At 56.8% G+C, this 12,077-nt stretch carries 14 protein-coding genes and 1 pseudogene; 4 read left to right on the forward strand and 11 right to left on the reverse strand.

All coding sequences use genetic code 11. The features are described 5' to 3' along the window. From HFM78_RS11680 to HFM78_RS11690, 3 genes and pseudogenes are all read right to left on the reverse strand, one after another. A pseudogene (locus HFM78_RS11680) lies at positions 1-661 on the reverse strand (class I SAM-dependent methyltransferase); the annotation flags it as partial. A 30-nt stretch (positions 662-691) separates the two neighbouring features. Next, the gene (locus tag HFM78_RS11685) at positions 692-1,498 is read right to left on the reverse strand and encodes a hypothetical protein (RefSeq protein WP_287129622.1); all 807 of its coding nucleotides are present in this window, start codon (positions 1,496-1,498) and stop codon (positions 692-694) included. 11 nt (positions 1,499-1,509) lie between these two features. Next, complete coding sequence (locus tag HFM78_RS11690; RefSeq protein ID WP_287129623.1) at positions 1,510-2,085, reverse strand: DUF1517 domain-containing protein; 576 nt, start codon at positions 2,083-2,085, stop codon at positions 1,510-1,512. Positions 2,086-2,280: 195 nt separating this feature from the next. Here HFM78_RS11690 and purF point away from each other — a divergent pair, with 195 nt between their 5' ends. Further along, positions 2,281-3,759, forward strand: a complete 1,479-nt coding sequence (gene purF / locus HFM78_RS11695) for an amidophosphoribosyltransferase (RefSeq protein WP_287129624.1) — start codon at positions 2,281-2,283, stop codon at positions 3,757-3,759. A 184-nt stretch (positions 3,760-3,943) separates the two neighbouring features. Next, complete coding sequence (purT, locus tag HFM78_RS11700) at positions 3,944-5,116, forward strand: formate-dependent phosphoribosylglycinamide formyltransferase (protein WP_396032642.1); 1,173 nt, start codon at positions 3,944-3,946, stop codon at positions 5,114-5,116. Here purT and HFM78_RS11705 read toward each other — a convergent pair. The 4 genes from HFM78_RS11705 to cysS are packed head-to-tail and all read right to left on the reverse strand — an operon-like array spanning position 5,103 to position 7,524. Further along, complete coding sequence (locus HFM78_RS11705) at positions 5,103-5,468, reverse strand: DUF948 domain-containing protein (RefSeq protein ID WP_287129626.1); 366 nt, start codon at positions 5,466-5,468, stop codon at positions 5,103-5,105. The genes purT and HFM78_RS11705 overlap by 14 nt on opposite strands. Next, positions 5,465-5,785 (reverse strand): YtxH domain-containing protein, encoded by a 321-nt coding sequence (locus HFM78_RS11710; RefSeq protein ID WP_287129627.1) that lies wholly within the window; start codon positions 5,783-5,785, stop codon positions 5,465-5,467. The genes HFM78_RS11705 and HFM78_RS11710 overlap by 4 nt, the downstream gene beginning before the upstream one ends. A gap of 29 nt (positions 5,786-5,814) precedes the next feature. Continuing rightward, positions 5,815-6,099, reverse strand: coding sequence for a hypothetical protein (locus HFM78_RS11715; protein ID WP_287129628.1), 285 nt, complete (start codon positions 6,097-6,099; stop codon positions 5,815-5,817). Positions 6,100-6,102: 3 nt separating this feature from the next. Further along, the gene (gene cysS, locus HFM78_RS11720; RefSeq protein ID WP_287129629.1) at positions 6,103-7,524 is read right to left on the reverse strand and encodes a cysteine--tRNA ligase; all 1,422 of its coding nucleotides are present in this window, start codon (positions 7,522-7,524) and stop codon (positions 6,103-6,105) included. 132 nt (positions 7,525-7,656) lie between these two features. Here cysS and HFM78_RS11725 point away from each other — a divergent pair, with 132 nt between their 5' ends. Then, positions 7,657-7,953 (forward strand): ferredoxin, encoded by a 297-nt coding sequence (locus tag HFM78_RS11725; RefSeq protein WP_287129630.1) that lies wholly within the window; start codon positions 7,657-7,659, stop codon positions 7,951-7,953. Here HFM78_RS11725 and HFM78_RS11730 read toward each other — a convergent pair. Beyond that, complete coding sequence (locus HFM78_RS11730; RefSeq protein ID WP_287129631.1) at positions 7,950-8,660, reverse strand: hypothetical protein; 711 nt, start codon at positions 8,658-8,660, stop codon at positions 7,950-7,952. The two genes, HFM78_RS11725 and HFM78_RS11730, sit on opposite strands and share 4 nt — an antisense overlap. A gap of 79 nt (positions 8,661-8,739) precedes the next feature. Between HFM78_RS11730 and aat the strand changes: the two genes are divergently transcribed. After that, positions 8,740-9,330 carry a leucyl/phenylalanyl-tRNA--protein transferase gene (gene aat / locus HFM78_RS11735; RefSeq protein ID WP_287129632.1) on the forward strand — a complete coding sequence of 197 codons (591 nt, stop codon included), beginning with the start codon at positions 8,740-8,742 and terminating at the stop codon, positions 9,328-9,330. On the opposite strand, the gene rlmB is transcribed toward aat, so the two are convergent. Genes rlmB through HFM78_RS11750 form a run of 3 tightly spaced genes read right to left on the reverse strand, consistent with a single transcriptional unit; the run spans position 9,327 to position 11,931 of the window. Continuing rightward, entirely contained in the window at positions 9,327-10,733 is a 1,407-nt protein-coding gene (rlmB, locus tag HFM78_RS11740; protein ID WP_287129633.1) for a 23S rRNA (guanosine(2251)-2'-O)-methyltransferase RlmB, read from the reverse strand. The two genes, aat and rlmB, sit on opposite strands and share 4 nt — an antisense overlap. A gap of 34 nt (positions 10,734-10,767) precedes the next feature. Beyond that, entirely contained in the window at positions 10,768-11,151 is a 384-nt protein-coding gene (locus HFM78_RS11745) for an STAS domain-containing protein (RefSeq protein ID WP_315861873.1), read from the reverse strand. Between the two features lie 24 nt (positions 11,152-11,175). Beyond that, entirely contained in the window at positions 11,176-11,931 is a 756-nt protein-coding gene (locus HFM78_RS11750) for a Stp1/IreP family PP2C-type Ser/Thr phosphatase (protein ID WP_287129634.1), read from the reverse strand. Positions 11,932-12,077 lie beyond the last annotated feature (146 nt).

The following is a 12,077-nucleotide window of genomic DNA, read 5'->3' on the forward strand; positions in this document are numbered from 1 at the left end:
CATTCAGCACCCGCCCACCCTGCACTAACTCCCCCAACCGTTGCCGATTCTCGCGCTGGTCTAAAAAGAACCCCGTCTTCTGCCCCTGACAGACCTCAGCCTCAAAAGTCAACCCATGCTCCTGAAATAGCACCGGACCCGCTGGTTCACTACCCCAGAGCATCTGCCCATCCTGGTAGCCCTGGAGCTTACAGTTTGCTTGAATATTGCGACTGAGCCGGAGGACCCCCTGCTCGGGATTGAAAATTTCTTGAATCAGCGACGTGAGCAACTCTAGATAAGGCAACCAAGCCAATGTGTAGAGCTTGAGAACTACAGTCTGGTCGTAGCGGTCCAGAATCAAGCCGGGTAGGCTATCGTTCTCCCCATGGACCCAGCGATAGCCCGTGTGACCCGCCTTCACGAGCGATTCACGCCGCTCAGCCGCCTGTTGTAACTTTTGAGCGAACCAAGCCCGGTCAATTGGGGCCGGTTGACCCATCTGCAAGACCCTGAAGCGAATCGCCGAAGTGGGGTCCCAGAGTCCAATCGCTAGAAACCGTCCCCGCCGGTCAAAAATAACACCGAGGTCGCCCGGTTGACCCGTGGCGACCTCGGTGAAGCTATCGGTGTAAACCCAAGGATGACCCTGGCGGACCGCTCGTTCGGCTCGCTCAGTCACCCTCAGCCGAAGCCGTTTATCCAGGGACAATTAACGCCTACGCCCCGTACCGAAACTCCGGCTTCTCGACGGACTGGTCGTCCGGTACTGGGAGGACGGGGCACTGGTCCCCAAGCGGCTACTACCCGCACCACTGCCACTAGAGCGCAGATTGCCCGAGGAAGTACTCCCCGGACGGCTACTACCAAACGTACCGCTGCTACTCACCCGACTGGCAGGGGGCAAGCTACCGTAGCGTTGCTGATACCCCTGGAAGGCTTGGTTGCGGCTGTTCCCGTAGCCGCCATACCCCGACATCGGACCGCCGCCATACACGGGCGGTACGTAGTAGCGGGGCGCAAAGAGCGCGTTCCCAATCGCCGCGCCCGCCATCCCAGCGATGAAGGGGGTCCAGAACGAGGATTCCTGACGGACGACGACGGTCTCGGTGCGGCCGGTATTGGGGTTGGTCTGCTCCTGAGTGACGTTATGGATGTAGGCAATCTTGAAGTCTGGGGTCAGGTACAAGAGCGGATTGCTGTCCTTGACTTCTAGGTAAGACTTCTTACCTTCCTTAATCGCCTCATCGGTCAGACGGGCCATCTGGACGTTGTTGCTGGTGAAGACGGGCTTGGCACCAGCGGGCGGGTTAAGCAAGAAGACCTCATAGGCTCCGCTTGCATCCTCGTAGGAGACGTTTTGCACATCGTAGGTGCCGTCGGGGAGCTTGGTCGGGGCGGTGGCGGTCTTGGCTTGGTTCGACGGGTTGGGCTGAGGAGCTTGGGCCGCCGGACTACAGCCGACTAAGGCTACGGTCAGGGCTAGGACAAAGAAAGGAACAGATTGGAGCGGTTTCATGTGGGTCCTACCTAAAGAGCGACAAGTTCGGGGTAATTGACCAAGAGTTGGTCTTCATCTAAATCATCACCAAAACGGGCCGGGGCATAGTGGATGTGGGCTAGTTGCAATTGGTCGCGACCATGCAGAGCGACAATCTGAGCCAACGCCCGCCGCACACTCTCCACAGAAGTGAGTGAAGCTTCAAGTTCAGCAATCTCACCTTGATAGGCCACGGTCAACATGACGACGATGTTCTGGGGGGATTTGGCACTGACGGGGGCAGTGGTACTCACCGGGCCGTCCCCGGAACTGAGGTAACGTTGGGAGTTCTCCGCGAAACATTCCGCGCCGTAATCCCCGGCCTCCTCTTCTTTCTTGAAGACCTCACCCCAGTTCGCCGAACGACTCCAGGCGGTCTCATAATCTACCAACGCCCCCGCTATCCGCGCCATCTCCGCACTGGCAATTTCGAAATCACCATCGGATTCGGCAATGGTACGGGTGGCCTGACTGAGCGTACCGAGTAAAGGGGCCGCTGTCTGACCATCCAGGCCGACCAGGACGGTCGTGACCACGTAACGCTTACCCTGCAACCAGTTGAACACGGGACCAACTCCTCGAAAAGGCGGTCTTTTCACTCCATGCTAACACTAATTTTGGGTGCGTCCTAGAACTGTTTTTGCGTTCAAGCCTTGGACCTAGGGCGTAAACTTTAGTTACATTGTCCCCAACATTCGCTAGGATCTAGGTATCTCTGTGTATTCCACTATACGCAGGCCTACTCAACGAGGTGATGGACCATGGACCAGCGACCAGATAAACCCAGGGAAGCCTGTGGGGTGTTCGGGGTCTATAGTCCGCAACTGAACGTTGCCCGGTTGACCTACTTTGGTCTATTCGCGCTCCAGCACCGGGGGCAGGAGTCGGCAGGGATTGTCACCTATGACTACACGGACCAGACTCAAAAGACGGTTATTGTCCACGAACACCGTAGTTTAGGTCTGGTAGCTCAAATTTTTGACGAAGAAACAATCAAGCGATTGACGGGCTATCTCGCGGTGGGGCACAACCGTTACTCGACGACGGGCTCCAATCGTTCCTGCAACACCCAACCCATCATCATTGAGACCAAGCGCGGGACCCTGGCCCTAGCCCACAACGGCAACCTCGTCAACGCCGACACCCTCAAAGCTGGCTTGGTGGAGCGTAAACGACCCCTCGTGGGTACGACAGACTCCGAGGAGATTGGGCAACTCATCGCCGAAGCGGTGGATGCCGGGGGGGATTGGATTGAGAGCACGATCCAGGCAGTGCGGGTTTGTCAGGGGGCTTTTTCCTTAGTGATTGGTACACCTACGGGCTTGATGGGGGTCCGTGATAGTTATGGCGTACGGCCCTTGGTGATTGGGCGACTAGAGAAGGAGTATGTCTTAGCTAGTGAGACCTGCGCCCTGGATATCCTGGGGGCACAATACGAACGGGATGTGAAGCCGGGGGAGTTGGTCTGGATTGATGACCAAGGGTTGCGCTCCTGTTTTTGGACAGAGCCCACACCTAAGCTGTGCATTTTTGAGATGATTTATTTCGCTCGACCGGACTCCCAGTTTTATGGGGAGAGTCTGTACCGTTACCGGACCCGTCTTGGCGAGACCTTGGCCCAAGAAGCCCCACTGGACGTGGACTTGGTGATTGGGGTGCCCGATTCGGGGCTCCCGGCGGCGATTGGCTACGCCCGTCAACTGGGGCTGACCTACACCGATGGCTTAATTAAAAATCGCTATGTCGCCCGCACCTTCATCCAGCCCACCCAAGAGATGCGCGAGGAGGGCCTCAAAATGAAGCTCAACCCCATCTCCGATATCTTGCAGGGTAAACGGGTAGCGATGGTGGATGACTCAATTGTGCGCGGGACGACCAGTCGCAAGATTGTGAAGGCACTGCGGGATGCTGGGGCTACTGAGGTCCATATGCTCGTCAGTTCGCCGCCCGTCACCCATCCTTGTTTCTATGGGATTGACACCGATTCCCAGGACCAGTTGATTGCTGCAACTAAATCCGTAGCCGAGATTGCCGCTCACTTAGGGGTAGATTCACTCCATTATTTAAGCCACGAAGGGATGATGCGGACGACTCACCAAGACCCAGAGGGGTTCTGTTCGGCTTGCTTCACCGGGGACTACCCGATTACCATCCCCTCCGGCATCAGGCGGTCTAAACTAATTCTCGAAAACTCCGTTCCCACTGCGCCTGCTCTCGGTCAAGGCCGCATGGGGAATTGAGATTTTAGGGGTGAAGCTTTGAGCGATAAGGTCCGCTGGTCAGACCTACGGTGAGGAAAAAGGGGACCGCGCTGCCCTCCTCCTCCTCAATGTTTAGTCCAGAAGCCCTGTTCTGCCCTTGGGTAGAACTAGACTACGGGCTAATTAACAGGACGGGCTAGGATCGGTAGGACCCTTAGGGACTTTGCGTATTGCTATGGAACTACCGCGTACTTTGATGCTCCTGGGGGCGGGAGAATTGGGCAAAGAATTTGTGATTGCTGCCCAGCGGTTGGGGAACCGGGTGATTGCCGTGGACCGTTACGCCCACGCTCCGGCAATGGCGGTAGCTCACCATAGCGAAGTCATTGATATGCTCAACCCCGACGACCTAGAACGGGTGGTCAACCAGTACCAGCCCGACTTCATCATTCCTGAGATCGAAGCCATCCGTACTGAGAAACTACTGGAATTTGAGGCGCGGGGAATTACCGTCATCCCCACGGCAAGGGCGGCAGATTACACGATGAACCGGGACCGTATCCGCGAGCTTGTTGTCCAACTCGGTATCAGGACCGCCCGTTATCAGTACGCCACGACCCTAGCTGAGCTTGTCACCGGCGCAGCTACCATCGGCTTCCCCAATGTGGTCAAGCCCGTTATGTCCTCCTCCGGGAAGGGTCAATCCACCGTCCACACTGCCGAAGCCGTGGGCCAAGCCTGGGATTACGCGCTCCAAGGCGCACGGGGCAATAGTCAAAAAGTCATCGTCGAGGAATTCATCCCCTTTGACCTAGAGATTACCCTCCTCACCATCCGGCAGTGGCAAGGCGCAACGCTTTTTTGTCCGCCCATCGGTCATCGTCAGGAGCAAGGCGATTACCGGGAGTCCTGGCAACCAGCCGCGTTAAGCCCTCAACAGTTGGCAACGGCGCAACAGATGGCCCAACAGGTTACAGGGGCTTTGGGGGGAGCAGGGTTGTTCGGGGTTGAGTTTTTTATCACCCCAACAGAAGTCATCTTCTCAGAACTCTCGCCCCGGCCCCACGATACCGGACTCGTCACCCTGATTTCCCAGAACCTAAATGAGTTTGACCTGCATCTACGGGCAGTCCTGGGTCTACCTATCCCCCAGATTGAACTCTATGGTCCCGCCGCCAGTGCGGTTATCCTCGCCACCGACTATGCCCAGAGCCTAAGTTATTCCGGGATCGCCGCCGCTCTAGCTGAACCAGGAACAGAACTACGCTTATTCGGGAAACCCGATGCCCGACCTAACCGCCGTCTGGGGGTAGCTCTGGCACGGGGGGCGGACACCACGCTTGCCCGCGCTAAGGCCACCCACGCGGCGAGTCAAGTCCAAGTTATTTCCGGGTAAAGACCTGCCACGCGGTACTAAATCCGACCCACAGGGAGCGGGCGTTGCGGCTGAGACTCCCGGCCTGTTGCTGCACCAACGATACCCCGGACCCCACGCTGTCGGCAGCTTGGTTAACCCGCTTGAGCCCGCCATCCAGTTCAGCGGAGACCTCTTTAATCTCGCCCGTGGTCTCACGGACATTGCCCAGAATCGGCGGTAGTTCGCGCTCTAGGAGAGCCAAGAGCCTTTCCGCCGCCGTCGCTGTGCGTTGTAGTTGTTGTAAGAAGGGCAATAGAGCCACCATCAAAACCAACAGGGCCGCCGCCAAAAGTCCTGTGGTCAGCCCCAACCAAAACTGAGGACTATTCATTCGCCCGGTGTGAGGGGAGGCGCGGCGGGGCTGTGTCCATTCTCCGTGCTGACATAGGCCACGCTGGCTTTTTTCCCAGCCGTAAGGGCTTCCTGGAGGCGCACTAGGGTCTGGTCTACCTGCCGACGGGCCTGTTGTAAAAACTGATTCGCCTGGACCTGGAAACCATCGGCAGCATCCCCAGTCAGGTTGGGCACGCTGTCCAAGGAATTTTGCAGGACCCGCCTGGTCTCTCGACCGTTGCGCGGAGCCAAAAGTAAGCCACAAGCCGTCCCCAGAGCCGCCCCCAAAAATAATCCTCCCCAAAAACCACGCATCGCATCACCTCATGGGTGTCAGTCTCACTTTAGCGTCTCAAAAGCCCACGCAAACCCCGCAGATAGCCAGGAACGCGGGGAATTTGCTTGAACCCGGCCCCCACCAATCCCAAGAGTTGCCTCAGGGCCACCAATTGTTGTTGACTAGTCCCCAACCGAGCCAGGACCACGGGCAAAAGGACGGCGGTATCTTCCACAAGGGCGGCTAGTTGACCCTCTCCCCGATTTACCAACCCGCGCAGACGGAGGACCCCGACCCAAAGGATTAGGACCACAGTAAGTAAGACGAGATTGAGAACAACAAGGCCCCACATCGTTCAGTCCTGCCAATGCCAGTGCGTCGTCTTATCCGGGTTGTCCACCAAGACCACGCCCTGAGTCAATAACTCGGCACGAATCCGGTCAGCGGTACTGAAGTCACGGGCATTTTTGGCCGTACGGCGTTGGGCAATCTGTTCTTCAATGACAGATGCAGTGAGAGCCTGGGCTTTAGGTTGAGGCGGAGCGGAGGGAATTAACCCCAAGGGTGCCAATAAGTTGAGGAGGGTCCGCCAGGAATTAGCTAGCTGATCCAACGGTACAGTCAAGGCCCCGCCATGACGATGAACATTGCGTTCCGGCAACAGGTCCTTCACCAATTCAAAAACCACCGCCAGTCCCTGGGGCGTATTTAAGTCGTTGTCCATCGCCTGAGTGAAACGGTCCAAACTCGCGGCATCCAAATCCCCAGCCCGGTCCAAATTAAGCTCCTCCCCAAACCGGACTACCTGCTCTACCCGTTCCCAAGCGATCTGGGCCGACTTGAGGGAATCATCGGTGAAATCAATCGCGGTACGGTAATGGCTCTGGAGGGTCAAGAGCCGCAGCGCAAGGGGATCGTAACGGGTAGCTGCATCAGCAATTGTGATGAAATTGCCGAGCGACTTGGACATCTTTTCGCCGTTCACCGTAATGAAGGCGTTATGCATCCAGAAATTCGCCAACGGCACGCCATGGACCGCCTCCGATTGGGCAATCTCATTCTCATGGTGCGGGAAAACTAAATCCTCCCCCCCGGCATGAATATCTATCGTCGCCCCCAAGTGCTTCTGGATCATCGCCGAACACTCGATATGCCAGCCCGGTCGCCCCTCACTGAAACCCGTCACCCAAAAAGGCTCTCCCGGTTTAGCTGCTTTCCAGAGCGCGAAATCCAAAGGGTCTTGCTTGCGTTCGATTTCCTCCGCTTGCATCCGCTCACTAGCCCCCACCGCCAAGTCCGCCAATCGTTTACCCGAGAGCTTGCCGTAGTCCGGGAACTTGCGGACGGCGTAATACACATCCCCTTGACTCCGGTAAGCCAAGCCCTGCCCCAACAGCGTCTCAATAAACAGCTCAATCTCGCCGAGACTCTCCGTTGCACGGGGATACAAGTCAGCGGGTTGAATATTTAAGAGAGCCATATCCGCGAAATAAGCCCGGATGTTGTCCTCCACCACGGCTTGCCAATCACGGCCCTCTTCTTGGGCGCGGCGGATGATCTTGTCATCAATATCAGTGAAATTCTGGACGTACTGGACCTGGAAGCCCCGCCAAACCAAGTACCGCCGCAGGGTATCCCAGACTACGAAGGCCCGCCCATGCCCGATGTGGCAACGGTCATAAACGGTCACGCCACAGACATACACACTCACTTGACCCGGTACGCGGGGGACAAAGGGCTCCTTGCGACGGCTGAGGGTGTTGTAAAAGCTAAGCATGGCGCGACTCGTGGGACATCAAGTCATCGTAACGTACCGACCAACCGCCGAAAAAAGCTTGTATCCCGGTTCACCTTACAATAAGCTGAATTTTTGTGAAGGATCTCTTCCTCATTCACTCGGAGAATCGGCATGGCAACGTACAAAGTCACTTTGAAAATGCCCACGGGTACCCAGGTCATAGATTGTCCCGATGACAAGTACATTCTGGATGTGGCTGAGGAAAAAGGCATAGACCTGCCTTTCTCCTGTCGCGCTGGGGCCTGCTCCACCTGCGCCGGGAAACTGGTGTCTGGGGCCGCGCCTGACCAGAGCGACCAGTCTTTCTTGGACGATGACCAGATTGGGGGCGGCTATGTGTTGACCTGTGTGGCCTATGCCACCGGCGAATGCACCCTCGAAACCCACAAGGAAGAAGACCTGTACTAAGGACGCGCCTGACCCCTGAGCCAGCCCAAGCTGAGCAGGATGAGGACCAACACGACCCCGCCCAAGGCCAGCCAGCGCGGATCAATGCCACCCTGACCCTGGGCCTTGACCTCGAGTTCAGCTAGCGATAATGTATCCCCTACCCCAGCGTTCAACCGGAGCCTACTCTCAAGTCGCGGGGTGGGTTTTTTATGTTCAAAACTCACTTCCCGCCCAAACTTGACCGTCTCCCCCTGCTGAGTAATCGGTTCAAAAATCATCTCTTGGATTAGGCCAGAACCACTGCTGAGTTGCCACTGGTTGCGGGAGACCGCGAGAGCTTGACGACCATCGGTCTCATCACTCCACACGCCGTTGTAGGTCATGGTCACGCCCATGGGGACCGCGAGTTCTAGGGGACCACTGGTGAGGGTAATTTCTAGGTCCGTGGGTTCACCGAGGTTGCTCAGGGTGCTCTCGGTCAAAGCCAGGGTCACGCCCTCTGCTTCTGTCACCACTTCACGGGCTACTAACGTCATTTCAAGGGGACTTAAGCTCGCTTCAGCCACCGTGCCCTGGTAGCGGATACTACCAAGTTGCGGGTCCTGGTCTCGGTCAGTGTTGTCCTCAATCGTTACCGTAGCGTCAATTGTTTTCACTGCCAGGGTCAGAGCATTCACCGGAAGCGCGGTCATCCACAACCCAACGAACCACCCGTACCTCATCAACCGCTCATCCTCGTCGGGCTAGTCCATTGTGCCATGGTCCAAACTACCGACAGTGAGTTGTTTGTGATACACAGAACAGATGGACTTTTCCCCCGCTGTGGTGATTGCTGCCTACTGTCAGGGCTATTTCCCGATGGCCTTGGACCTCAACCCGCCCCTGGGCCGCCGCCGGATCTATTGGCTGGACCCCGACCCACGGGCGATTTTTGAACTGGAGACGATCCAGGTACCCCGCCGTCTCCAACGCCGTCTCAAGCGCGGTGAATTTACCGTAACTATGGACCAAGCCTGTGCTGAAGTTATCGCCGGGTGTGCAGACCGGGAAGAGACCTGGATCTCACCGACCATCCGCGATACTTACCAGCATTTACATCACCTAGGCTACGTCCACAGCGTCGAGGTCTGGCAAGCCGGGGAATTGGCGGGTGGACTCTACGGTGTTGCCGTGGGGGGAGCTTTTTGTGGGGAGTCCATGTTTCACCGAGTTACAGATGCTTCCAAAGTCGCCTTTTTCCATCTCGTCGAACATCTCAAAGTTAGGGGCTATATGCTCCTGGATGCCCAATTACTGAATGACCATACGGCGAGTCTGGGGGCGACCGAGATTTCCCGCGAGGAGTACCACGACCGACTCACTGCTGCCCTGGCTCAAAATTGTCGTTTCAATTAGCCTTCGAGGTGCAGCCGTTGACCCTGACGTTGTCTGAGTAATTCGTAGACCACCACTGCACCTGCCACCGCTGCATTGAGGCTGGGAGTTTTACCCAACAGTGGGATGCGCGTAATCAGGTCACAGCACTTCTGGATCATCAAGCTCAAGCCCTTATGCTCGGAACCAATGACAACCACTGTGGGTCCCGTCAGGTCAATCTCGAAAATATCTTTGTCCGCTTGGGCATCAGTCCCCACCACCCAAAACCCGGCCTCCTTGAGGCGGTCGAGGGCTTGGCGGAGGTTGACGACTCGGCTGATGGGCAGGTGTTCGATGGCCCCAGCACTGACCTTAGCCACGGTGGTTGTAACCCCCGCCGCCCGTCGTTGGGGCAAAATGAGGCCCTGCACACCCATCGCTTCACAACTGCGGATTAAGGAACCGAGGTTCTGGGGGTCTTCTATGCCCTCAGCGACCACGATGACCGGACGGTGAGCAGTGAGGGCCTGGGTGACCAAGTTTTCAAGTTCCCAGTAGCGGTAGGCCGCCATCTGTGCCGCCACACCCTGGTGGTTACCGCCATCACAGATCTGGTCGAGCCGTTCGTGGTCCACCACTTCGACGACCGCACTGTTGGCCTTGGCTTGATCGAGCAGGGTCAAGAAACGAGAGTCATAACGCAGCCGTTCAATAATCCAGACTTTATTGATCCCGCGCTCACCGCCGAGAGCTGCCAGGGTACTCTGCCGTCCGTAAACCAGTTCGGGCAGATCATCTACGGCTTCGTCGCTTTCTATGGCTGGGGCTGGGGGAATGGCTTGGTATCGCTCAGGCCGGGTCTGGGTCCGCGCTGGGCGGACTTCACTGCGTTCGTTGCGGACTGCGCCGCGTTCGACGCGGGGTCCCTTGGGGAACGGTTTTCCAGTGCCAGCTCGTTTGGGTCCATCATGCTGTGCGGGACCTGCACTCCGTTCCTCCCGCTCACCCCGTTCTCTAGTCGTACTTTTAAACGTGCTTGTGGCACGCTTTTCGCGGCGGGGACTATCTTCGCGCTTCTTGACCACCGGACGGGGACCGTCACTCTTACTAAAAGTCTTCTCGCCCCCTTCGTCACGGCTGAAGCGTTCCTCCCGATTAGTGAACTGTCCTTCGCGGGCGGCAGGCTTGGGTGTCCGGGCGGGGCGAGTAGTCTTGTCGGTACGCGCATAGGATTTAGCGGCGGGTTTATCGGGACGTTCACTACGGGCAGGTTTAGCCCCGGCAAAGGACCCCGTCCGGGTCCGATTTACTTTACTCAAGGCGGCTCGCGGGGAACCCGTGCGCGCAGGCCGAGCGGTGGTGGAACGAAGCTTAGCTTTCATGGCAGTCCTCAGAAGGATAAAATGGGTCCCCGCATAGAGCGCGATAGGGCGTTCCATCATCCAGTCTGGATGGTGGATTGTCAATGATAGCAATTTACGCTTGAGGAATGTGTTCGAGGGCTTCGGGTAGAGAAGCACGCAAGTTCAAGAAGGACTCCAGGCGCACTAACTTGACGGTCTGGGTCACTCGTGCATTACTGACAGCCTGAAAAGTCCCATTGCGTCCCTGACATTTCTTAGCAATCTGGACTAGGGCTCCCAAACCAGAGCTATCAATAAAATCAATGGTGGAGAGATCCAAAATGACGTGAATGGGTCCCTCGTCCACGTACTTCCCAATTACTTTGCGAAAGACGGGCTCAGAAAAGGCATCAAGTTGACCCTTGAGGAAAAACACCTGATGGTTCTCGGCGACCTCATAGGTCCCGCGTAGGCTGACAGTTAACGCAATCGGCTCAAGAATGGTTCCACCCTCAATGTGGTCAAGTCATCTTAACACACCCTATCCAGGGGATATCCCCACACTTAAGATGACGACTGTGGTGTTGTCACGTCCGCCCTGAGCATTGGCAAGTGCAATGAGTTGGTCACAGGCGGCTTGGTCGTCCAAGGGTTGAGCGAGGATTTCGGCAATCTGCTCGTCGCTCACCTCCTCGGTCAAACCATCACTACAGATGAGGTAGCGGTCCTCGGTTTGGAAGACGGCATAGCTCACTTCGGCCTGTTTAAGGTCGGCGCGCCCTAGACAACGGCTCAAGACATTGCGATAGGGATGGCGGCGGGCATCTTCACTGGGCAACAAGCCGTGGGCGACCATGTCGGCAACCAGCGTATGGTCATGGGTGAGTTGTTGCAGTTGACCCTCACGCCAGCGATATAGTCTGGAATCCCCGACATAGGCGTACCAGAGCGTGTTCTTTAAGGGTAGGGCGATGACCACAGTCGTCCCCATATCGGCCCGTTGGGGATGGCCCTGAGCATCTTCGAGGACCGCAGTGTTGGCTAGTAGAGCCGCTTGATTGAGCCAATCCTGGGGTGGACGAGTGGAGTTGTATTCTTCTCGGAGCGTGCGGTGGAGGTGACGGGCAATGGTCTGAATCGTGATCGCACTAGCAATCTCCCCCCCGGTGTAGCCGCCCATACCGTCCGCCAGAATAAAGAAATGGGCATTGGGGTCCAGGTAATAGGCGTCTTGGTTATTGGTACGGACACAACCCACATGGGTATTGCCGGCAACGGTTAAGGCAAATTCTGTCATAGGATGCTGGCGACTCAAGTTAGGTGATGATAGTTGCATTTTTACACAGGATTAGGGTGTCTCTAAGGTCCAATCGAGTAGACCATAAAATGAATCTAGCTGTTGAATGCTCCAGAGCCCCAACCGCCAGAGGATAATTTCCAAGG

It is taken from the genome of Candidatus Cyanaurora vandensis, assembly GCF_013285555.1.
GTDB lineage: Bacteria > Cyanobacteriota > Cyanobacteriia > Gloeobacterales > Anthocerotibacteraceae > Cyanaurora > Cyanaurora vandensis.

What these genes read in the sequence shown, in the direction of transcription:
- HFM78_RS11725 (WP_287129630.1), top strand. Translation starts at nt 7,657, where the DNA reads ATGGCAACGTACAAAGTCACTTTGAAAATGCCCACGGGTACCCAGGTC.
- HFM78_RS11750 (WP_287129634.1), bottom strand. Translation starts at nt 11,931, where the DNA reads ATGACAGAATTTGCCTTAACCGTTGCCGGCAATACCCATGTGGGTTGT.
- rlmB (WP_287129633.1), bottom strand. Translation starts at nt 10,733, where the DNA reads ATGATGGAACGCCCTATCGCGCTCTATGCGGGGACCCATTTTATCCTT.
- cysS (WP_287129629.1), bottom strand. Translation starts at nt 7,524, where the DNA reads ATGCTTAGCTTTTACAACACCCTCAGCCGTCGCAAGGAGCCCTTTGTC.
- aat (WP_287129632.1), top strand. Translation starts at nt 8,740, where the DNA reads ATGGACTTTTCCCCCGCTGTGGTGATTGCTGCCTACTGTCAGGGCTAT.
- HFM78_RS11715 (WP_287129628.1), bottom strand. Translation starts at nt 6,099, where the DNA reads ATGTGGGGCCTTGTTGTTCTCAATCTCGTCTTACTTACTGTGGTCCTA.
- HFM78_RS11705 (WP_287129626.1), bottom strand. Translation starts at nt 5,468, where the DNA reads ATGAATAGTCCTCAGTTTTGGTTGGGGCTGACCACAGGACTTTTGGCG.
- HFM78_RS11685 (WP_287129622.1), bottom strand. Translation starts at nt 1,498, where the DNA reads ATGAAACCGCTCCAATCTGTTCCTTTCTTTGTCCTAGCCCTGACCGTA.
- purF (WP_287129624.1), top strand. Translation starts at nt 2,281, where the DNA reads ATGGACCAGCGACCAGATAAACCCAGGGAAGCCTGTGGGGTGTTCGGG.
- HFM78_RS11710 (WP_287129627.1), bottom strand. Translation starts at nt 5,785, where the DNA reads ATGCGTGGTTTTTGGGGAGGATTATTTTTGGGGGCGGCTCTGGGGACG.